This window comes from Amnibacterium sp. (genome assembly GCF_051956055.1).
Lineage (GTDB): Bacteria > Actinomycetota > Actinomycetes > Actinomycetales > Microbacteriaceae > Amnibacterium.
Genome location: NZ_JBQCGC010000036.1, coordinates 1 through 20,765 on the forward strand (window position 1 = coordinate 1; position 20,765 = coordinate 20,765).

General features: G+C 72.5%; 16 protein-coding genes. 1 reads left to right on the forward strand and 15 read right to left on the reverse strand.

Translation table 11 applies throughout. From position 1 onward, the window contains the following. The 10 genes from ACTHLI_RS05240 to ACTHLI_RS05285 all read right to left on the reverse strand — a co-directional run. Positions 1-1,736 (reverse strand): acetolactate synthase large subunit (locus tag ACTHLI_RS05240; RefSeq protein WP_440182042.1); only part of this gene is annotated, 1,736 nt, incomplete at its 3' end. 82 nt (positions 1,737-1,818) lie between these two features. Further along, positions 1,819-3,534 (reverse strand): dihydroxy-acid dehydratase, encoded by a 1,716-nt coding sequence (ilvD, locus tag ACTHLI_RS05245; protein ID WP_440182000.1) that lies wholly within the window; start codon positions 3,532-3,534, stop codon positions 1,819-1,821. 135 nt (positions 3,535-3,669) lie between these two features. After that, positions 3,670-5,049, reverse strand: a complete 1,380-nt coding sequence (locus ACTHLI_RS05250; protein ID WP_440182002.1) for an NtaA/DmoA family FMN-dependent monooxygenase — start codon at positions 5,047-5,049, stop codon at positions 3,670-3,672. 157 nt (positions 5,050-5,206) lie between these two features. Further along, the gene (locus tag ACTHLI_RS05255) at positions 5,207-6,070 is read right to left on the reverse strand and encodes a nucleoside hydrolase (protein ID WP_440182003.1); all 864 of its coding nucleotides are present in this window, start codon (positions 6,068-6,070) and stop codon (positions 5,207-5,209) included. Between the two features lie 7 nt (positions 6,071-6,077). Beyond that, entirely contained in the window at positions 6,078-6,953 is an 876-nt protein-coding gene (locus ACTHLI_RS05260) for an ABC transporter permease (RefSeq protein ID WP_440182004.1), read from the reverse strand. After that, on the reverse strand, positions 6,953-7,828 hold the full coding sequence (locus ACTHLI_RS05265) for an ABC transporter permease (RefSeq protein WP_440182005.1): 876 nt from the start codon (positions 7,826-7,828) through the stop codon (positions 6,953-6,955). Before ACTHLI_RS05265 ends, ACTHLI_RS05260 begins: the two co-directional genes overlap by 1 nt. After that, entirely contained in the window at positions 7,821-8,657 is an 837-nt protein-coding gene (locus tag ACTHLI_RS05270; protein ID WP_440182006.1) for an ABC transporter ATP-binding protein, read from the reverse strand. Before ACTHLI_RS05270 ends, ACTHLI_RS05265 begins: the two co-directional genes overlap by 8 nt. A 43-nt stretch (positions 8,658-8,700) precedes the next feature. Further along, positions 8,701-9,843 carry an ABC transporter substrate-binding protein gene (locus tag ACTHLI_RS05275; protein WP_440182007.1) on the reverse strand — a complete coding sequence of 381 codons (1,143 nt, stop codon included), beginning with the start codon at positions 9,841-9,843 and terminating at the stop codon, positions 8,701-8,703. A 113-nt stretch (positions 9,844-9,956) separates the two neighbouring features. Continuing rightward, positions 9,957-10,955 carry an adenosine deaminase gene (add, locus tag ACTHLI_RS05280; RefSeq protein WP_440182009.1) on the reverse strand — a complete coding sequence of 333 codons (999 nt, stop codon included), beginning with the start codon at positions 10,953-10,955 and terminating at the stop codon, positions 9,957-9,959. Further along, positions 10,952-11,728, reverse strand: a complete 777-nt coding sequence (locus ACTHLI_RS05285; protein ID WP_440182011.1) for a nucleoside phosphorylase — start codon at positions 11,726-11,728, stop codon at positions 10,952-10,954. Before ACTHLI_RS05285 ends, add begins: the two co-directional genes overlap by 4 nt. Positions 11,729-11,771: 43 nt before the next feature. On the opposite strand from ACTHLI_RS05285, the gene ACTHLI_RS05290 reads away from it, so the two are divergent. Further along, positions 11,772-12,431 carry an HAD family hydrolase gene (locus ACTHLI_RS05290; protein WP_440182012.1) on the forward strand — a complete coding sequence of 220 codons (660 nt, stop codon included), beginning with the start codon at positions 11,772-11,774 and terminating at the stop codon, positions 12,429-12,431. Between the two features lie 269 nt (positions 12,432-12,700). Here the strand turns inward: ACTHLI_RS05290 and otsB are convergent, their stop codons facing one another. Genes otsB through ACTHLI_RS05315 form a run of 5 tightly spaced genes read right to left on the reverse strand, consistent with a single transcriptional unit; the run spans position 12,701 to position 20,721 of the window. After that, the gene (otsB, locus tag ACTHLI_RS05295) at positions 12,701-13,531 is read right to left on the reverse strand and encodes a trehalose-phosphatase (protein WP_440182013.1); all 831 of its coding nucleotides are present in this window, start codon (positions 13,529-13,531) and stop codon (positions 12,701-12,703) included. Next, positions 13,531-15,045 carry an alpha,alpha-trehalose-phosphate synthase (UDP-forming) gene (locus ACTHLI_RS05300; protein ID WP_440182014.1) on the reverse strand — a complete coding sequence of 505 codons (1,515 nt, stop codon included), beginning with the start codon at positions 15,043-15,045 and terminating at the stop codon, positions 13,531-13,533. Before ACTHLI_RS05300 ends, otsB begins: the two co-directional genes overlap by 1 nt. Position 15,046: 1 nt before the next feature. Further along, entirely contained in the window at positions 15,047-15,829 is a 783-nt protein-coding gene (locus ACTHLI_RS05305; RefSeq protein WP_440182016.1) for a fructosamine kinase family protein, read from the reverse strand. 12 nt (positions 15,830-15,841) lie between these two features. Beyond that, positions 15,842-17,887, reverse strand: a complete 2,046-nt coding sequence (locus tag ACTHLI_RS05310; RefSeq protein WP_440182017.1) for a YhgE/Pip family protein — start codon at positions 17,885-17,887, stop codon at positions 15,842-15,844. Beyond that, positions 17,884-20,721: an MMPL family transporter gene (locus ACTHLI_RS05315; RefSeq protein ID WP_440182018.1), complete on the reverse strand. Its 2,838-nt coding sequence runs from the start codon at positions 20,719-20,721 to the stop codon at positions 17,884-17,886. Before ACTHLI_RS05315 ends, ACTHLI_RS05310 begins: the two co-directional genes overlap by 4 nt. Positions 20,722-20,765: the final 44 nt, after the last annotated feature.

Below are 20,765 nucleotides of genomic sequence, written 5' to 3' on the forward strand. Positions count from 1 at the left end.
CCGACCCCCTGCGGCACCATGGGCCACACCATCGCGTCGGCGGAGACGACGAAGTCGATCACGACCGGGCGGTCGTTCGTCTCGAGCGCGAGCCGGATGGCGTCGTCGACCTGGTCCTCCGACTCCACCCGGATGCCGAGCGCCCCGTAGGCCTCGGCGAGCTTCACGAAGTCGGGGACGCGCTTGGTGCCGTGCCCGGTGTTCAGGTGCGTGTTGGAGTAGCGGCCGTCGTAGAACAGCGTCTGCCACTGCCGCACCATCCCGAGCGACGAGTTGTTGATGATCGCGACCTTGATCGGGATGTCGTTGATGACGCAGGTCGCGAGCTCCTGGTTCGTCATCTGGAAGCAGCCGTCGCCGTCGATCGCCCAGACCACGCGGTCCGGCTGCGACACCTTGGCGCCCATCGCCGCAGGCACGGCGTACCCCATGGTCCCGGCGCCGCCGGAGTTCAGCCAGGCGTTCGGCCGCTCGTAGCGGATGAACTGAGCGGCCCACATCTGGTGCTGGCCGACACCGGAGGCGTACACCGCCTCCGGCCCGGAGAGCTCGCCGATCCGCGTGATCACGTGCTGCGGAGACAGGAGGCCGTCGGAGGTGGGCGTGTACCCGAGCGGGTACTGCTGGCGCAGGTCGCTGAGCCGCGACCACCAGGCCGCGTAGGGCTGCTCCGAGTGCGCGCCGAGGTCGCGGAACGCCGCGGAGAGGTCGCCGAGGACCTCCTTCGCGTCGCCGACGATCGGGACGTCGGCGACGCGGATCTTGCCGATCTCCGCCGGGTCGATGTCGATGTGGACGACCGTCGCGTCCGGCGCGAAGAGCGACGCCTTGCCGGTGACGCGGTCGTCGAACCGCGCGCCGATCGCGACGAGCAGGTCCGCCTCCTGCAGCGCGAGCACCGCGGGCACCGTGCCGTGCATGCCCGGCATGCCGAGGTTCGCCGGGTGGCTGTCGGGGAACGCCCCTCGCGCCATCAGCGTGGTGACGACGGGCGCGCCGGTGAGGTCGGCGAGCTCGCGGAGCTCCGCCGCGGCGTGGGCGCGCACGACCCCGCCGCCGACGTAGAGGACGGGACGCTCCGCGGAGGCGAGCAGCTGCGCCGCCGCCTGCACCTGCTTGCCGTGCACCTTCGCGATGGGGCGGTAGCCGGGCAGGTCGAGCTTGACCGGCCAGACGAAGGGCGCCACCTCCTGCTGCGCGTCCTTCGTGATGTCGACGAGCACGGGCCCGGGGCGGCCCGTGGAGGCGATGTGGTACGCGGACGCCAGCGCGAGCGGGATGTCCGCGGCCTGCTTCACGAGGAAGGAGTGCTTCGTGACCGGCATCGTGATGCCGACGATGTCGGCCTCCTGGAACGCGTCGGTGCCCATGAGCGTCGAGAAGACCTGGCCGGTGATCGCGAGCAGCGGCACCGAGTCCATGTACGCGTCGGCGATCGCGGTGACGAGGTTGGTCGCACCGGGGCCGGAGGTGGCGATCGCGACCCCGACCCTGCCGGAGGCGGAGGCGTAGCCCTCGGCCGCGTGGCCGGCGCCCTGCTCGTGGCGCACGAGGATGTGCCGGAGGGTCTTCGCCTCGAGCAGCGGGTCGTAGACGGGCAGGATCGCGCCGCCGGGCAGCCCGAAGACGTCGGTGACGCCGAGCAGCTCGAGGGTGCGGACGACCGCCTCCGCGCCCGTGATCAGCTCGGGCTCGGGAGCGCGCGTGGCGTGCTGCTCGCCGCCGGCGGCGCGCACCGGGGCGCGCACCGCGGACGGCGTCGGGGAGGTCGGAGAGGACAAGGGGTTCCTTCGATGACGGAAGCGGGTCCGCGCGGCGTCAGCCGGTGACGGCGCCGACGGCGGCGGACTGCACGAGCTTGGAGTACTTCGCGAGCACGCCGCGGGTGTACCGGGGCGGCAGAGGGGCCCAGCCGTTTCGACGGGCGTCCAGCTCTGCCGGTTCGACGAGGAGGTCGAGCGTGCGGGAGGCGATGTCCACCCGTATCGGGTCACCGTCTCGCACGAAGGCGATCGGACCTGCGTCCACCGCCTCCGGCGCGATGTGGCCGATGCACAGGCCGGTTGTGCCGCCCGAGAATCTGCCGTCGGTGAGCAAGAGTACATCCTTGCCGAGCCCGGCCCCCTTGATGGCGGCGGTGATCGCGAGCATCTCCCGCATCCCGGGGCCGCCCTTCGGGCCCTCGTACCGGATCACGACGACGTCGCCCGCGGCGATCTCCCCGTTCGTGAGTGCGTCCATCGCGGCCCGCTCCCGCTCGAACACGCGGGCGGGGCCCTCGAACACGGCGGCGTCGAAGCCGGCGGTCTTGACCACGGCCCCCTCCGGCGCGAGCGAGCCCTTGAGGATCGTGAGGCCGCCGGTGGCGTGGATGGGGTCGTCGAGCTTCCGGAGCACCGTGCCGTCGAGCGGCGCGATGTCCATCTCCGCGAGGTTCTCCGCGACCGTCCTGCCCGTGACGGTGAGGCAGTCGCCGTGCAGGAGGCCCGCCTCCAGCAGCGCCTTCATCACGACGGGCACGCCGCCGACCCGGTCGACGTCGTTCATCACGAAGCGGCCGAACGGCTTGAGGTCGCCGATGTGCGGCACCTTCGCGCCGATCCGGTTGAAGTCGTCGATCGTGAGGTCGACCTCGGCCTCGTGCGCGATCGCGAGCAGGTGCAGCACCGCGTTGGTCGAGCCGCCGAACGCCATGACGATGGCGATCGCGTTCTCGAACGCGGGCTTCGTCATGATGTCGCGGGTCGTGATGCCCCGCCTCAGGAGGTTCACCACGGCCTCGCCGGCGCGGTGCGCGAAGTAGTCGCGGCGACGGTCCGCCGAGGGCGGAGCGGCCGACCCGGGCAGGGACATCCCGAGCGCCTCCGCGACCGACGCCATCGTGTTCGCGGTGTACATGCCGCCGCACGATCCCTCGCCGGGCGCGAACGCGCACTCGATGCGCTTCGCGTCGTCGAGGCTCATCTTCCCGGCCTTGACGGCCCCGACCGCCTCGAACGAGTCGATGATCGTGATGTCCTTCTCCGTGCCGTCGGAGAGCTTCACCCAGCCGGGGGCGATGGAGCCGGAGTAGACGAAGACGCTCGCGAGGTCGAGCCGCGCCGCCGCCATCAGCATGCCCGGCAGCGACTTGTCGCAGCCCGCGAGCAGCACCGAGCCGTCGAGGCGCTCGGCCTGCATCACCGTCTCGACGCTGTCGGCGATGACCTCGCGGCTGACGAGGGAGAAGTGCATGCCCTCGTGGCCCATGGAGATGCCGTCGGAGACGCTGACCGTGCCGAACTGGAGCGGGTAGCCGCCGCCCGCGTGCACGCCCTCCTTCGCCGCCTGCGCGAGCCGATCGAGGCTCAGGTTGCAGGGGGTGATCTCGTTCCACGAGGACGCGATGCCGATCTGCGGCTTGTCCCAGTCCGCGTCGCCCATCCCGACGGCGCGCAGCATGCCGCGGGAGGTCGTCGCCTCGATCCCGTCGGTGACGACCCGAGAGCGCGGCTTGATGTCCACAGCGGCGTGGGAATCGGGGGTTTCAGCCATGTTTCTCAGGGTATCGCCCGTGCGGAGCCGGTCCGCCGCCTTCGCGAGGCTCCCCCGCGGCCCTGGATCGACGCGCGGTGCCTGATCCCACCGGGGGCGCCCGGGCAACAGGGACAGCGCGGAGGTCTGAGGTGTTCAGCGGGTGAGGCTCGTGCCGAAGTGGGTCGTCAGGTGCGGGCCCGAGCCGATGAGCTGCTCGCGGAGGGTCCCAGTCGAGGGCTCCTCCGGAAGCCGACCGCGGCGGCGCAGCTCGGGGACGACCCAGCGGGCGAAGTCCTCGAGATCGGCCGGCGCGAAGATCGGCTCGAGGAGGAACCCGTCGAGGTCCGTCTCGTCCATCAACGACTCGAGCTCGTCCGCGACCTCCGTCACCGACCCGGTCACCTGGAAGCCGCGGGTTCCTCGCCCCTTCAGCTGGTCGAGGATCTGCCGCACGGTCGGCGCGGGCGAGCCGTCCTTCGGCAGGAAGCGGTCGATGTTGCTCTGCCCGAGCTGACCGACCGCGCCTTCCGGCACGAGCTGCTCGAGCGAGCGGTCCGGGTCGAGCGAGAGCAGGTCGATGCCGGTGTTGCCGGAGTAGAGGACGTTCACGACCTCGTCGGTCTGCAGGGCGTCGAACTCCGCCCGCTGCGCGACCGCCGCCTCGTGCGTCTCGCCCACGGTCACGGTGACGCCGACCATGATCCGGATCGCGTCCGGATCGCGCCCCTCCGCTGCGGCACGGGCCCGGATGTCCGCGACGTTCGCCTTCGTCGCAGCGACGGTCGTACCCTGCACGAACACGCACTCGGCGTTGTGCGCGGCGTAGGCGCGGCCGCGGGCCGAGGTGCCCGCCTGGAACAGCACGGGCGTGCGCTGCGGGGAGGGCGGCGTCGCGTACCAGCCTCCCGACCGGTAGTACTCCCCCGTGTACTCGATCTCGTGGACCTTGGCCGGGTCCGCGTAGCGGACCGCATCCCGGTCCTCCTCCACGGCGTCGTCGTCCCACGCCGTCTCCCAGAACCGCAGCGCGAGCTCGAGGTACTCGTCCGCCTGGTCGTAGCGGTCGTCGTGCTTCCGCATCTCGTCGTGCCCGAAGAGCCGCGCGATCGTGTCCTGCGACGCCCCGGTGACGATGTTCCAGCCGACCCGGCCGCCCGTCAGGTGGTCGAGCGTCGAGAACGTGCGCGCCGTCTGGACGGGGTGGTCGAGCCCGGTGCCGGAGGTGAACACGAAGCCGAGCCGCTCCGTCTCGTACGCGAGCACCGGGATCAGATAGCTCGGGTCGATGCCCGGGAAGTTGATGCCGCCCGTGACGGAGAGCGGGTGGAGGCGCCCCTGCACGGTCGGGTAGCCGTAGCCGCCCGCGAAGAAGAGGAAGTCGAACCCGGCGGTGTCGAGGAGCTTCGCGACCTCCACCCAGTACCGCGGGTCCCGGTACTCGATCGACCGGCTGCGCGGGTGCGGCCAGCTGAGCGTGCCGCCGACCTGCACCGCGGCCACCTCGAACACACCGAGTCGCATCCGCTTCGTCATCCCGTTCCTCCTTGTTCGTGTTCCGGTGGTCTCGAGTCCCCCGCCCGGGAACCTCCCTCCGCCGGGAACACCGGCGGTGGGGCCCAGGCGGTGGGCCCATCGCTGCGCTCGCACCTCGACCGGCGGAGAGGGCGGGCGGAGGTGCGGGGTGGGCTCGTCACCTCGCGACCGGGGTCGATCCGCGCGCGATGCGGTCCGCCATCGACGACCGGGCCGCGTCGACGTCCACCCCCGTCGCGATCCGGACCGTGCCCGTCCCCTCCGGGTGCACCGATCCGTCGTCGGCCACGCGCACCCCGACCGGGTCGGTGAACGTGAACAGCTCGGGCTCGAGGAGCGCGAGCGCGGTGAGCGGGTCGTGGGGCACCTCGAACGGCTCGTCCCAGCGCACCATCCACGCGCGCATCTCCGCGGCGAGGATGCGGCCGAGCTCACCGCACGCCGCGAACCGTGCGAGCTCGGGTTCCCCGAACCGCACCCGTCGGGTCAGATCGATGCCGACCACCGTGATCGGGAGGCCGGAGGCGAACACCCGCTGCGCCGCGACGACGTCGGAGGCGAGGTTGTGCTCGGCCGCCTCCGGGTCGGCGAAGTCGCCGCCCATGAGCGTGATGCCGGCGACCTCGAGCCCGCGGTCGAGCGCGACGGCCACGGAGGTGAGCGGTCCGATCGCGAGCAGCTCGGCCTCCGCGCCGCCGTCCAGCAGCACGCCGACCCCGTCCGAGTGCGCGCCGCCTGCCGGGATCGGGAACGGCACGAGGTCGCCGTAGGCCTCGCCCTCGGTGCCCGCCCACCAGACGGCCTTCCCCGACAGCGGGGTCGGCTCCCCCGGGAACGCCCGGACGCGGCGGCCCACCAGGTCCGCCATGCGGTGCACGATCCCGGCGCGCAGCGCCACGTCGCCGTAGGTCGTGCTCACGCCCGCGAGGTCGACCTCGGGCGAGCCCCAGAGCAGCGCGAGCGCGAGCTCGTCGTCGGGATCGGAGCCGAGGTCGGTGTCGAGGAGGATCCGGTGCGGCACGGCCGGCTCAGCGACCGGAGGCCTTGCCGGCGTCCGGACCCCACTCCGACAGGACGGCCGCTTCGACGATCGCGGTGATCGTGTACAGGACCACCGACACGATCGTGACGAACACGGTCGAGGCCCAGATCAGCTGGTAGTCGAACGCGGCCTTCGCGGCCGGCACGGCGGCGCCGAGCCCGGTCGTCGTGAACAGGTACTCGTAGAGCATCGCTCCCGTGATGGCGCCAGGCACCGCGATCCGCATCGAGGCGAAGAAGTGCGGGAGCGCGGTCGGCACCGCGACCTTCCGCAGCACGGTGAAGCGGCTGCCGCCGTAGACGCGGACGAGATCGACGGACTGCTGGGAGACGGAACGCAGCCCCACCGTGAGGTTCACGAGCAGCGGGAAGAACACGACCACGGTGCCGATCAGCGCCGCGGTGACGGCGCCGTTGCCGAACACGATGTAGATGACCGGCGCCATCGCGAGCAGCGGCACGGTGCGCAGCAGCATCGCGACCGGCATGAACATGAACTCGACGGGGCGGAACATCGTGAACGCGACGGACACGAGCACCGACAGCGGCACGCCCACGAGGAACCCGATCGAGGCGTCCTGGAGCGTCACGCCGAGCAGCGCGAACAGGGTGCGCTGGTGCGCCGCGGCGGTGCCGCCGTCGCCGTCCTGCGTGAAGTAGTTCCAGACGTCGATCGGCCCCTTCGCGATGAAGGAGGAGATGTGCGACGTGCTCACCGCGAGCTGCCACCCGAGCAGCAGCACGACCAGCGAGAAGAGGATCGTGCCCACCGTCACGCCGGTGCGCCGCACCGTGTAGGCGATCGCGGTGCGCGTCGAGGCGGAGACGACGGGGCCGCGCACGGCGCCGGCGGTCGCGGTCATCAGAACGCCGCCTTCCTGCTGCGGTCGCCGGCCGACCAGGGGGTCAGCAGGCGGCCGATGCGGTCGATGACGAAGTACGCGAGCCCGGCGACGCCGCCGGAGGTGAGCGCCAGCACCCAGACCCGGGTCGCGTCGTTGTAGAACTGCGCGTTCAGCAGGAGGATGCCGATCCCCGAGTCCACGCCGACGAGGAAGTACTCGCCGAGCACGGCGCCGAGGAACGCCGCCGGGGCCGCGATCTTCAGCGCGGCGAGGAGGCTCGGCAGGGCAGCGATGAGGCGCACCTTGCGGATCTGCGTGAACCGGGTGCCGCCGTAGGCGCTGATCACGTCGAGCTGCGTGCGGTTCGCGGACTTGAGACCGAGGATCGAGCCGATCACGGTCGTGAAGATCACGCTGAGCGCGGCGAGGAACACGCTCGTCACCCGCGAGCCCGCGTCGGACATGATCGCGACGAGCGGACCGATCGCGGTGAGCGGGAGGCAGGAGGTGACGACCGCGAGCTGCGTCGCGAGCCCCTCCGACCGCGGGATCAGGAGCACGATCAGCGCCAGCACGATCGCGATCGCGTTGCCGATCAGGTACCCCTCGCCCGCGGCGAGGCTCGTCGCGGCGATCGCGTTCCAGTACGACGAGTCGCCGAAGGCCCTGCCGAACAGCAGGACGACGGCCAGCGGGGTCGGGATCGCCCCGTTCCTCCCGAACGGCGTGACCGCGACCACGCCCCACACGACGACGATGAGCACCACGCCGACCACGCCGCCCACCCAGGCGGGGGCGCCCGCGAGGCGCCGACCGAGGCCGCGCGACGGCCGGTCGCCGGGCACGTCGCCGTCGACGACGACGCTCGACGCCGCCTCCGAGAACTCAGTCATCGGCGTCGCCCCTGCCCCCGAACAGGATCTCCGAGAGCCGGTCGACGTACGCGTGGAACTCCGGGGTGCGCATCAGCTCGGGCACGCGCGGCCGCGGGAGGTCGATCTCCACGACCTCCGCGATGCGGCCGGGTCGCGCGCTCATGACCGCGACCACGTCGGAGAGGAACACCGCCTCGCTGATGCCGTGCGTGACCATGAGGGTGGTCGCGGGCCGCTCGGTCCAGATCCGCAGCAGCTCGACGTTCATCCGCTGCCTGGTCATGTCGTCGAGCGCGCCGAACGGCTCGTCGAGCAGCATGATGCTCGGCTGCACCACGAGGCATCGGGCGATGGAGACGCGCTGCCGCATGCCGCCGGAGAGCTGCGCCGGCTTCGCGTGCTCGAATCCGCGCAGCCCGACGAGGTCGATCAGGCCGTCGACGAGCGAGTCGTCGGCCCGGATGCCCGCGACCTCGAGCGGCAGGCGGATGTTCTTCTCGACCGTGCGCCACGGCAGCAGCGCCGAGTCCTGGAACGCGATGCCGATCGAGTGGTCGCGCTGGATCTCCGCCGCGGTGCGGCCGTTCACCACGACCGACCCGGTCGTCGGCGTCTCCAGCCCGGCGAGGATCCGGAGGATCGTCGACTTGCCGCAGCCGGACGGCCCGAGCAGCGAGAGGAACGAGTCCTTCCTCGTGCCGAGGTCGACGTTCGACAGGGCCTGCACGGACCTGCGCCCGAGGGAGAAGGTCTTGGTCAGACCCTGGATGTTGACCCCGGAGGCGAGCTCCGGGTTCGCCGCCGGGTCCGACGTCGCGACCGCGGTGCTCGTCACGATGTCCGTCATGGGACCTTCTCCCTCGTGCGGTGTCGCTGTGGTGCTGCCGAGCTCAGCTCGAGGCGGAGGCCGACGGGATGGTGAACGTCGTCTTGAGGTCCGGGTTCTCCTTGTAGACCTCCTCCAGGATGCTCAGGTCGAACAGTTTGTCGGCGGTGATGTCGTATCCCATCGCGGCGAGCGACTTGATGTTCTGATCGATGAGGTCCTGCGTCATCGTGAACAGGCCGTTGGTGTTCACGTCCGCCGTGAGGACGAGCCCGTTCTGCGCGGTCGCCTCCTTCGTCTGCTCGGACACGTCGAGGTCCTTGCCGAAGTTCGCGCCCTTGCCGTACTTGTTCGCCGCCAGGTCCGCCGACTTGGCCGGGTCCTTCACCGCGTCGGTCCAGCCCTGGATCTCCGCCTTCAGGTACGCCTTCAGGAGGTCCCGCTTCGTGTCGATGGTGTCCTGCAGCACGGTGAACGTCTCCGCGACGAAGGGCAGGCCGTTGTCCGCGAAGCCGAGGATGACGGGCTTCTTGCCCTCGGACGCGGCGAGGATCGGCTCGTTCGTGATGTACGACATGTGCGCGTCGTACTTGCCGGAGATCAGCGGCGCGATGTCGAAGCCGGTCGTCACGATGGTGACGTCGCTCTTCGAGAGGCCGTTCGCCTTCAGGAACCCGTCGATGATCGTCTGGTTCGCCCCCGACTGGACCCCCAGCTTCTTGCCCTTCAGGTCGGCGACCGTGCGGATCGGCGTGCCGTCCTCGAGCGACATGAGGCAGAACGGGTTCTTCTGGTACGTCGTCGCGATGATCTTGAGCGGCGCGCCCTTGAGGACGGAGGGGACCGTGCCGATGGGCGACGACAGGCCGACCAGCGCCTTGCCGGAGATCACGATCTCCTCCGCCGTCGTGCTGCCGGAGCCGCCCGCGAGCAGCGTGACCGCGTCGAAGCCGGCCTTCTTGTAGTAGCCGTTCTCGGTGGCGAAGAACTCGCCCGCGAACTCGATGTTCTTGATCCAGGAGAGCTGCACCGCGATGGTGCCGAAGTTCGCGGCGGCGCCACTCGAGCTGCTGCCGGACGAGCCGGTCGCGCTGGCGCTGGAGCACGCAGCGAGGAGGGCTGTGGTGCCGACGGCACCGGCGGCGACGCCGCCGATGCGGAGGAACGACCGACGGTCGAAGGCGGCGGGGATGAGCGGTGCAGGCATGCGGATCCTCGGGGTGCTGGGGGCGGGGTGCTGTGTCCCGGCGACGGTATCCACGGTGCGTTTCACCGGCGTTTCCGGCCCGTCACGATCGTGGGACCGCGACCCGAGCCGCCTCAGCGCCTCCCGAGGAGGGCCGCGGCCGAACGGCGCTCGTCGCGGGTGAGGAACGCGGCGTCGAGCGCGTCGGCGTCGAGGCGCGCGAGCTCCGCCGCCGTGAACCCGAGCCGCTCGCGCAGCACCGCGCGTTCGGCGGACAGCGGGGACCCGGTCTGCACGGGGTTGTCGTCGCCGAGCACCACGCGGACGCCGGCGGCGAGGAACGCCCTGGCCGGATGCGCCTCCACCCGGGGGATGGCCCCCGTCCACACGTTCGAGGTGGGGCAGATCTCGATGACCACGCCCTCGTCTGCGGCCCGGCGCAGCGCCTCCGGATCCTCGGCGAGATGCGCGCCGTGGCCGATGCGCCGGACGCCCAGCACCCGCATCGCGTCGGCCACGGCCGCGGCGCCCGCCGCCTCCGCCGCATGGCACGTCAGCCCCAGCTCGGCGGCCGCGGCGATCCGGAACGCAGCGGCGAACGGCTCGTGCGCGGGCCAGCGGGACTCGTCGCCCGCGAGGTCGAACCCGGTCACGCCGGAGCCCGCGGCGCGTGCGGCGGCGCGCGCGACCCGCTCGTTCGTCTCCGCGTCGTGGTGCCGGAGGGCGGCGATCACGATCCCGGCCGGCACACCGGTCGCGGCGGCGCCCTCCTGGACGCCATCGGCCGCCGCCCGCACGACCTCGTCCAAGCCGTGCCGGTCGGTGACGTGGGTGGCGGGACCGAAGCGGAGCTCGAGGTGCGCCTGCCCGTCCGCGGCGGCGTCGACCACCGCCTCGTACGCGATCCGCCGCACCGCCTCCGGGTCCTGGAACAGCGGGTAGCTCGCGGCGACGCAGGCGAGGTACGCGGTGAGATCGCCTGGCTCCTCCAGCCGGAGCGCCGCCGCCCAGCCGCGGTCGGGCTCCGGCGCGCCCAGCCTGCGGGCGAGCTCGGCCGCCGTCGCCGGACGGACGCGACCCTCGAGGTGCGAGTGCAGGTCGAGGCCCGCACCGCCGCTCGCCTCCCCCGTCACGCGGGCTCTCCGAGCTCGAGCGCGACGGCGGTCTCCAGTGCGGCCTCGATGCTCGCCGCCCAGCCGGCCTGCAGCGCGTCCTTCGTGCCGGAGTAGAGGCTCGCGCCGTCGACGAGGTTGCTCGAGCAGGCGCACACCATGCCGGCGCGGACGCCGCGGAGCCGGGCGACCACGTACAGGGCGGAGGACTCCATCTCGATGTTCAGGATCCCCTCCCGGCGCAGACGTTCGATCCACTCCGGGCCCTCCGCGTAGAAGGCGTCGTCGCTCGCGTTGATGCCGTTGAAGGAGCGCCCGCCCTCCCGCTCGGCGATGCGCGCCGCCTGCCGCTCGAGCTCGACGGTGATCGGCAGGTCCGGCACGGCCGGGTACCCGGGGTGCACGTACGCGGCGGTCGTGCCGTCGTTGCGGAGGGTGCCCTCGCTGACGAGCAGGTCGCCCGGACGGATGCCCGGCTGCACCGCCGCCGAGCTCCCGACGCGGATCAGGCTCGTGACCCCGACCCGGATCAACTCCTCCGCGGCGATCGCGGTACTCGGGCACCCCATACCGGTGGAGGTCGCCGTGATCCGGATGCCCTTGTAGGTGCCGACCATCGTGCGGTGCTCGCGGCGATGGGCCACCTCCTGCACGTCGGTCAGGAACTCGGCGACCAGCGGGACCCGGAACGGGTCCCCGGGCAGCAGCGCCACCCGGCTCACCTCGCCCGGCGCGACGCCGATGTGGTACTGCCGCTCCCCCAGACCCGCGCTGCTCTTGTCGACCGTGCTCATGCCGTTCCTCCTCCTGGCGTGGTGCGCGGGTAGCGTACGGACGATGCGTTCCGGCTCTGTTTCGTCCCCGCGACGCATCGTCGTGCTCGACTTCGACGGCACCGTCGCCGTCGGCGACGAGCCGGTACTCGCGTACTTCCGCGGGGTCGCGGGGAACGAGGCGGACGCACGCTTCGCCGCGTGGGCCCGCACCGGCGAGGGCCACCGCGACGGCTATGCGCTCGTCGCCGACTGGGCGTCGACGAACGGCGTGCCGGAGGCGGACCGCTCGGCCGCGTACGCCGCGAGCCGGCAGGCGCTGCACGCGGGTGCGGCGAGCGTCACCGCGCCTCCCGGGCTCGCCACCCTGCTGGCGGCGCGCCCCGCGGACGTGCGCTGCGTGCTCGTGACGAACGCGCCGGTCGACGGCATCGAGCCGGTGCTCGACCGGCTCGGGCTGGCGGGTCTGCTCGACGAGCTCGTCGGGGACGCGCGTAAGCCAGGCGGCCTTCCCGCGGTGCTCGACCGGCTGCTCGGCGACCTGCCGCCCGAGCGGCTGCTCGCGGTGGGCGACGTCTGGCGCAACGACCTCGAGCCGGCGACTGCGCTCGGTGCCACCACCGCGTTCGTCGACCGCTTCGGGCTCGGCGAGGGCGAGCCGACCTACCGCGCGCGGACCCTGCAGGAGCTGCTGCCCGACATCGAGCGATGGTGGACCGAATGAGCATCCTGATCGTCGCCGGTCTGCTGGTCGGGATCGCGCTCGCGACGCTCATCGCGACCCGCATCGCCCGCCTGGTCGCCTTCCTCCGCCGTCTGCGCCGCTGACGCGCCTCCGCGACGCGCGAGTTCCTCCTGAACGATGAAGGCGCGGCTTCGCGCCGTCCGGTGTTCGTCGTTCAGGAGATCCGGTCCCGACGCGCGAGATTCTCCTGAACAACGAAGGTGCGCCGTGCGGTGTTCAGGAGATCCGGGCGCGGCGCCCCGGGCGGGTCAGTTCGTGCCGGCGCCGTCCTTCGTGTGGGTCTCGCGGAGGGTCGCGAGCAGGTTCAAGACGGCGGCGACGTCCGCCGGGCCGCCGACCCGGTGGTCCGCGGCCGTCGGGCCGTCCCCGCTCTTCACGCCCAGGTCCTCCGCGTTCAGCGCGACGAACGCGTCCTCGTCGGTGACGTCGTCGCCCGCGTAGAACACGGCGGTCGCCCGCGTGTACCGGCGGAGGTGCTCGACCGCCTCGCCCTTCGTCGTCGAGCGGACGGAGAACTCGATCACGTTCTTCCCGAGCCGCACGGTCGCCTCCGGCGCCTCCGCCTTCAGCTCGTTGATCGCGACGAGGTGCGCGATCCGGCTGTGCCGCTCGCTCGCGAGGCGGGTGTGCAGCGCGAACCCGGCCGGCTTGGGCTCGATCCACACCGAGTCGAGCGTGCCCGCGATCTGGTCGAGCACCTCGCCGAGCACGCCGAGCTGCGCACGCTCCTCCGCGTCCAGTGCGAGCACGTCGTCCGGCTCGTCGAGCCGCAGCTCGATCCCGTGGGAACCGACGAGCAGCACGCGGTCCCCGAACGGCGCGACCTGCTCGAGGTCCCGCAGCGATCGACCGGAGACGAGCGCCACCCGGGTGTCGGGCGCCGCGATCAGCCGCTCGACCGCGGCCCGCGCCTCCGGGGTCGCGCGCGCCTTCGCCGGGTCGTCGACGACCGGCGCCAGCGTGCCGTCGAAGTCGAGCGCGACCAGGAGGCGGGGGGTCGCGGCGAGCGCGCCGAGTGCGTCGCGGAGGTCGCGGCGCACCCCGCTGCCCGATGCGCCCACGCGGTCGTCGATCGGCATCATTCGCTCGCAGCGGCCGCCTTCGCGGACGCGGTCGGGCGCACCTCCGCGAGCGCGCCGAGGAAGTCCCTCGACCAGCGCTCGACGTCGTGCACGAGCACGCGCTGGCGCAGCGCGTGCATCCGCGTGCGGCGCTCGGCCCGCGGCATGTGCACGGCGCTCAGCATCGCGCGCTTCAGTCCTTCGATGTCGTGGGGGTTCACGAGCAGCGCCTGCTTCAGCTCGTCGGCCGCGCCGGCGAACTCGCTGAGCACGAGCACGCCGTCCTCGTCGGCCCGGGTGGCGACGTACTCCTTCGCGACGAGGTTCATGCCGTCCCGGAGGGCGGTTACGAGCATCACGTCGGCGGCGAGGAACAGCGCCACCATCTCCTCCCGCGGGTACCCGTGATGGAGGTAGTTGATCGCCGAGTGCGCGATCGTGCCGAACTCGCCGTTGACGCGACCGACCGTGAGCTCGATCTCGTCGCGCAGCGACTTGTAGGTCTCGACGCGCTCGCGGCTGGGGCTCGCGATCTGCACGAGCACGGTGTCGTCGACGTCGAGCTTGCCCTCGGCGAGCAGCTCGGCGTACGCCGCGAAGCGGTGCCGGATGCCCTTGGTGTAGTCGAGCCGGTCGACGCCGAGCATGATCGTCGTCGGGTCGCCGAGGTCGTGGCGGATCCGCGCCGCGCGCGCCCGCACCTCCGGCCGCTCCACGAGCTCGACGTACGCCTTCGCGTCGATCGAGATCGGGAAGTGCCGCGCGACGACCGTGCGCGGAGCGTCGGACATCGAGTTGGGCCAGCGTCCTTCGCCCGCGGCGGGCAGCTCGACGTGGCCGTGCGCGGTCTGCACGTGGAAGAGCCGCCGGACGGCCCGGAGGAAGTTGCCCGCGTCCGCCCGGCGCTGGAAGCCGATCAGGTCCGCGCCGAGCAGCCCCTCGACGATCTCCCGCCGCCACGGCAGCTGCGAGAACAGGCCGTACGCCGGGAACGGGATGTGGTTGAAGAAGCCGATCACGAGATCGGGCCGCAGCTCCCGCAGCATCCTCGGCACGAGCTGCAGCTGGTAGTCCTGCACCCAGACGGTGCCGCTCTCCGACGCGACCGCCGCCGCGGCTTCGGCGAACTGCCGGTTCACCTCGACGTACATCTCCCAGAACCGGCGGCTGTAGGTCGGCTGCGCGATGACGTCGTGGTAGAGCGGCCAGATCGTGTCGTTCGAGAAGCCCTCGTAGTAGAGCTCGACCGCGGTCGCCGACAACGGCACGGGGACGAGGTGCATCCCGTCCGTGTCGAACGGCTCCTGGTCGTCGTCGGCGACGCCCGTCCAGCCGATCCAGGCGCCGGCGTTGGCGCGCATCACGGGCTCGAGCGCCGTCACGAGACCGCCGGGCGACGGCTGCCACGACGGCGTCCCGTCGTGCGCGGTCACCCGGTCGACGGGGAGCCTGTTCGCGACGACGACGAAGTCGTACCGCTCGTCGGAGGTGTCAGCCTCGATGTCCGCCCCCTCTGTCCGGTCCGCGTCCACGTTACCGGCCGCCTCCTGCCGGGAGGTCGAGCGTGCTCCTGGCGGCGGCCACGAGCGGCGCCGCGTACGCCGGGCCGTGGCTCGCGGCGTGCACCGCGAGGGGGTGCAGCTGGTGCATGCCGACCCGCTCCTGCCGGCCGGGCAGGAGGGGATGCGCCTCCTCGTACCCGGCGAGCACCTCGTCGAGGAACGGGCAGCCGAAGAGGTCGAGCATCGCCAGGTCGGTCTCCCGGTGCCCACCGGAGGCGGCGGGGTCGATGAGGACGCAGCCGCCGGCGGTCCACTGCACGTTCCCGTTCCAGAGGTCGCCGTGGATCCGCGCGGCCGGCTCGCCGTCGTCGAGCTCGCCGCTCGCGAGCCGCTCGCAGGCCGCCTCGACCACGCGCACGTCCGCGCCTCCGACCGCGCCCCGCTCGGCCGCGCGCCGGGCATACGGCAGCACGCGCTCGGCCGCGAAGAAGGCGCCCCACCCGGTCCAGCCGCCCGCGCGGGTCGTGAGCGGCTGCTGCCCGATGTAGGTCGGGCCCGCCCACCCCTCCGGCGGGACGCCGAACGCGGCCGCCCCCGCGTCGTGGGTGGCCGCGAGCGCGCGCCCGAGCTCGCGCGCGTGCTCGGGGCGGGGCCGGGCCGGCTCGAGCGCCTCGAGGTCGATGCGACCCGGCTCGACCGCGAGCACCGCCACGATCCTGGCGCCGTGCGCGTCGGCGAGCCACCGGAGGCCCGCCGCCTCGGCCTCGAAGAACCCCTCCGGCGCGTCCGGCCTGCGCTTCGTGAACACCCGCATCCGCGCGACGGCTCAGACGAGCGCGGGCGTCGCGCTGAACAGCGCGGTGGAGGTACGGCGTCTCGCCACCACCGCCACCGTCAGCACGAAGGCGAGCAGCGCCCAGAGCACGAGCGAGAGCATCCCGGTCGCGATCGTGCCGCCGGACGCCCCGGTGAGCACGGCGGTGGTCGCGTTCACGGCCGCCGTGAGCGGGAGGAACGGGCTGAGCGCCTGGAACGGCACCGACACGAGCTGGATCGGGTAGATCCCGCCGACGGCCACGAGCTGCACGCCGAGCAGCACGATCGACAGCACCGTTCCCGCGCTGCCGAAGAGCGCCTGCAGCAGCTGGTGGATGGCGAGGAACGCGACCCCGGCGACGACGGCGACGAGGAACAGCAGCGGCAGCGCGGCCCAGCTGACGCCGAGCGTCGCGGCGACGACGATCACGATGAGCAGCGCCTGGGCCACGGCGACGACGACCCCGCGCAGCAGCGCCCCGCCGACCAGCCGGCCCGTGCCGACACCGGTGGCGAGGAGCCGCCGGGAGACGGCCCCGAACAGCAGGACGAGCGCGGCCGCGCCGATCCACAGGCCGACCGGCACGATCAGGGTCGACACGATCTCGCCGGGGCCGGACAGCTTGTTCTCCCGGCTCGCGGACGCGGTCACGGGCGCCGCGACCACCTTGCCCGCGTGCTGCTGCTGCGTCTTCGTGAGGTTCGGCACCTGCGCGGCGCCGCTCTTCAGCCCTGACCCGATCTTGTCGGCGCCGGACGCGAGCTTGTCGGCGCCCGTCGCGCTCTGCCGCACGCCGGAGGTGAGCTGCGACGCCCCGCTCGCGAGCTGGTCGGCGCCCGTGCCGAGCTGGGCCACCCCGGTCGCGAGCGAGTCGGCGCCCGACGCGGAGGAGCTGAGGCCGCCCGGCAGCTTCGCGAGGCCGGAGGCGAGTGACGACGCCCCGGAGGCGAGCGCAGGGCCGCCGGAGGCGAGGGCGTCCCCGCCCTGCCGCAGCTGCGCGACCTTGGGGTTCGAGGTGATCGGCGCCGACGCCGCGGCGAGCTGCGACTGCCCGCTCGAGATCGTGTCGAGCTGGGCGGCGATCTGCGTGATCGCGCCCTTCGTCTGCGGCGAGAGCGTGGGGTCCTGCGTCAGGGCCCGGAGGGAGGAGGCGATGGTCGACGTGCCGTCGGCCAGCTTCGTCTGCGCAGCGGCGGACTGCTTCGAACCGGCGTCGAGCTGCGCGAGCAGCTGGTCGACCCCGCCCGCGTACGAGCGCACCCCGGACGTGTAGGTGCGGACGCCGCTCGCCAGCTTCGTCGCGCCCGAGGAGGCGCTGGCGGCACCGGACGCGGCCGTGCGGAGGCCGGAGCCGAGCGAGCTCGCGCCGTTCGCGAGCTGCCGTGCGCCGCTTCCGAGCGACGACGCGCCCGACGTCAGCTGGTCGCCGCCGTTCGCGGCCTTGCTCAGGCCGGACGAGAGGGAGCTCGCGCCGGTGCCGAGACTGCTGGCGCCGTCGGCGGCCTGCAGCAGGTTGCTTCGAACGGTCGCGTAGCCGCTGTAGAGGCCGGACACGACGCTCGTGGTGATCGAGCCGCCGACGGTGGAGGCGATCGTGTCGCCGACGACGCCGCCGATCTGGCTGACGAGGGTGCCGTGCGCGTCGTCGGTCCTGACGCTGATCTCGGCCTGCTTCGGGTCGGTCCCCGACACGGTGGCGATCGACTTGGAGAACGTCTGCGGGATCGTCACGATCGCGTAGACCTTCCCGTCCGCGAGCATCTGCTTCGCGTCCTTCGTGTTCGTCAGCGTCCAGTCGATGGAGGCGCCGGAGCCGCCGCTCGTCGGCTTGGTGAGCCCGGTGACGACGAGCCGGCCGGCGGCGATGGTGGTCGTCTTCCCGTCCGCGCCCTTCGTCTGCACGAGCTTGTCGTTGTTCACGAGCGCGGCCGGGATGGTCGCGGTGCCGGCGTCCGCCGCGGCGAGCGCCGCGACGAAGACGCCGAGGACGACCGCGGGGACGATGGCGACGATGAGGAGCCGGGTCAGCGGGGCCCTGAGGATGCGGCCGATCATGCGGAGACCTCTCTGCGGGTGGGTGCGGCGCCGAGTCGGGTGTCGGCGCGGTCGATGGGTGAGGTGACGACCAGGACGGTGCGGTCCGTGGGCTGCGACGAGGCCGCGGAGGGGTGGGCGACGGGTTCGAGCAGGGCGGTGAGACGGCCGAGCGCTTCCCTCCCGAGATCGCCGGCGTCCACGACGATCGCCACGGCGCCCCCCGCGGCGGCGGCGAGCGCGAGGACCGCGAGGCGCTCCTCCGGCGGCAGCAACCCGATCGGCCGGTCGCGCACGATCCGGTCCGGCAGCACCTGCAGCCACGAGCCGACGGTGCCCGTGCGGCGGCGCCGCGGTGCGAAGCGGAGGCGCTCGGCGATCAGGGTGGTGGGTGTCGCGTCGAGCGCGGCGCCGTCGTCGATGACCGGAGCGGCGAGCTGCCGCAGCTCGCGGGCGCCCGTCGGGGCGACCGCTCCCGCCACCTGGACGCGGCCGGAGGCGGGCTCGAGGTGACCGGTGAGCGTGGCGACCACGCCGCGGCGCGCGAGCGCAGGCACGCTGATCGAGCTCGTGGTGCCGCGCTCGGCGTGCACGGTGAGCGGCTCGGTCTCGAACGGGGCCGGCGGCACGAGGTCGGTCGAGGACAGGGCCCAGCGGCGCTCCCCCTCGGCCCAGGCGACGTCGGCGGTGTGCCGCACGATGCCCTCGCCCTCGATGTCGACCGTGGGCAGGACGCGGTCGAGCCATCGGGGCAGGTACCAGGCGCCGCGGCGGAACAGGAACATCACGGCGGGGACGAGCGTCATCCGGATGAGGAACGCGTCGAGCAGGATCCCGACGGCGAGCGTGAAGGCGATCGGCTTGATGGTGCCGCTGCCCTCCGGGATGAAGGACGCGAAGACGAAGATCATGATGAGCGCGGCGGCCGTCACGACCCGGACGCCGCCAGTGAAGCCGCGGCGGACGGCGAGGCGGTAGTCGCCCGTGTGGGCCCAGGTCTCCCGCATCCCGGAGACGATGAACACCTCGTAGTCCATCGACAGACCGAACATGATCGCGACGCCGAGGATGGGCAGGAAGCTGAGCAGCGGCCCCGGCTCGATGCCGAGCAGGTTCGCGCCCCAGCCCCACTGGAACACGGCGACGGTCGCGCCGACGCTCGCGGAGAGCGACAGCAGGAACCCGACCGCGGCCTTGAGCGGGACGACGAGGGACCGGAACACGGCCATCAGCAGGATCACCGACAGGCCGACGACGACGAGCACGAACGGGATCAGCGCGTTGCCGAGCCGGTCCGAGATGTCGATCTGCACCGCGGTGGAGCCGGTCACGGAGACGGGCAGCTTGTACTGCCGGTCGAAGCCGCCGGACATGCCACGGATCTGCTTGACGAGCGCGATGGTCCGGTCGGAGGTCGGCCCCGACTTCGGGATCACCTGCATGATCGCGGTGTCGAGCGTCTCGTTGGGGGTGGCCTTGCTCACGGCCTGCACGTCGGGCAGCGCGGCGATCCGGTCGCGGATCCTCCCCAGGTCCGTCATGAAGGCGTTGTTCTGGGTGATGTCGACGAGCAGCAGCAGCGGGCCGTTGCGGCCCTCGCCGAAGTACTGCGTCGTGAGGTCGTAGGCCACCCGCGGGCCGGTGCCGGGCGCCTCCGTGCCGTTCGTCGGCAGGGCCAGGCGCATCGACGCGGCGGGGATCGCGAGGACCGCGAGGCCCGCGATCACGACGACGAGGAACAGCGCGGGCACCTTCTCGATCAGCGCGCCCCACCGGGAACCGAGGGTGTGCGTGCGTCCCTCGGCGGCCGCGCGGGCCCGCTCCCGGAGGCGCGCGCCCGGCTTGGGGACGAGCCGGCGCCCGGCGAGCGCGAGCACCGCGGGCAGGAGGGTGGTGGAGCCGCAGACGGCGAGGAAGACGGCGAACGCGGCGCCGACGCCCATCACGCTGAGGAACGGGATGCGGACGATGAGCAGCCCGAGCAGCGCGATGATGACCGTGGTCCCGGCGAACACGACCGCGGTGCCCGCGGTGGCGACCGCCTTGGGCAGCGCCTCCTCGATCGGCACGTCGAGCGCGAGCTGGTCGCGGTACTTCGAGATGACGAACAGCCCGTAGTCGATGCCGACCGCGAGGCCGAGCATGAGCGCGAGCGTGAGGCTCGCGCTCGCCACGTCCGTGAAGTTCGCGGAGAACATCAGGGCCGCCACGGAGAGCAGCACACCGACGATCGCGCTGATCAGCGGCATGCCGGCTGCGAGCAGCGAACCGAACGTGAGGATGAGCACCACGGCCGCGAAGACGAGGCCGAACACCTCCGTGATCGACGGGCCGAAGGCGGTCTGCTGGAACACCTGCCCGGTGAACGCGACCTTCATGCCGGCGTGCTCACCGATGGACGCGGTCCGCTGCAGCGCGTCGAGCGTCGCGCTCTTCACGCCGGACTGGGGCGTGGAGAACTGCACCGACACGATCGCGGCGCGGTGGTCCTTCGAGACGGCGTCGACCGAGTACTGGCTGAAGGGGCTGCTGACGGTCTCGATGCCGTCGATCCGCTTGATCGCCGAGATCGTGTCGTCCACGGCCGTGCGCGCGGCGCCGGAGTCGACCCTGCTGCCCGCCGGTGCGACCATCACCGCCTGCGCGCTCGCCCCGGCCGCCTGCGGGAAGACGGCGTCGAGCCGGTCGAGCGCGTTCTGCGACTCCGTGCCCGGGATCGTGAACCCGTCGCTCAGCTTGCCGCCGAAGCCGAACCCGGCGCCGGCCACGGCGAGCACGATGAGCAGCCAGGCGGCGAGCACCCGCCAGGGGTGCGCATGGCTCATCCGGCCGAGCCGGTACAGGAACGCGGTCATGGTGCCGTCCTCGATCGATGGTCAGGTTCGGTGCGACGGCGGTG

Excerpts from the sequence above, each read along its gene's own strand:
- ilvD (WP_440182000.1), bottom strand. The coding sequence starts at position 3,534 with ATGGCTGAAACCCCCGATTCCCACGCCGCTGTGGACATCAAGCCGCGC.
- ACTHLI_RS05250 (WP_440182002.1), bottom strand. The coding sequence starts at position 5,049 with ATGACGAAGCGGATGCGACTCGGTGTGTTCGAGGTGGCCGCGGTGCAG.
- ACTHLI_RS05260 (WP_440182004.1), bottom strand. The coding sequence starts at position 6,953 with ATGACCGCGACCGCCGGCGCCGTGCGCGGCCCCGTCGTCTCCGCCTCG.
- ACTHLI_RS05265 (WP_440182005.1), bottom strand. The coding sequence starts at position 7,828 with ATGACTGAGTTCTCGGAGGCGGCGTCGAGCGTCGTCGTCGACGGCGAC.
- ACTHLI_RS05270 (WP_440182006.1), bottom strand. The coding sequence starts at position 8,657 with ATGACGGACATCGTGACGAGCACCGCGGTCGCGACGTCGGACCCGGCG.
- ACTHLI_RS05275 (WP_440182007.1), bottom strand. The coding sequence starts at position 9,843 with ATGCCTGCACCGCTCATCCCCGCCGCCTTCGACCGTCGGTCGTTCCTC.
- ACTHLI_RS05285 (WP_440182011.1), bottom strand. The coding sequence starts at position 11,728 with ATGAGCACGGTCGACAAGAGCAGCGCGGGTCTGGGGGAGCGGCAGTAC.
- ACTHLI_RS05290 (WP_440182012.1), top strand. The coding sequence starts at position 11,772 with ATGCGTTCCGGCTCTGTTTCGTCCCCGCGACGCATCGTCGTGCTCGAC.
- otsB (WP_440182013.1), bottom strand. The coding sequence starts at position 13,531 with ATGCCGATCGACGACCGCGTGGGCGCATCGGGCAGCGGGGTGCGCCGC.
- ACTHLI_RS05305 (WP_440182016.1), bottom strand. The coding sequence starts at position 15,829 with ATGCGGGTGTTCACGAAGCGCAGGCCGGACGCGCCGGAGGGGTTCTTC.
- ACTHLI_RS05310 (WP_440182017.1), bottom strand. The coding sequence starts at position 17,887 with ATGATCGGCCGCATCCTCAGGGCCCCGCTGACCCGGCTCCTCATCGTC.
- ACTHLI_RS05315 (WP_440182018.1), bottom strand. The coding sequence starts at position 20,721 with ATGACCGCGTTCCTGTACCGGCTCGGCCGGATGAGCCATGCGCACCCC.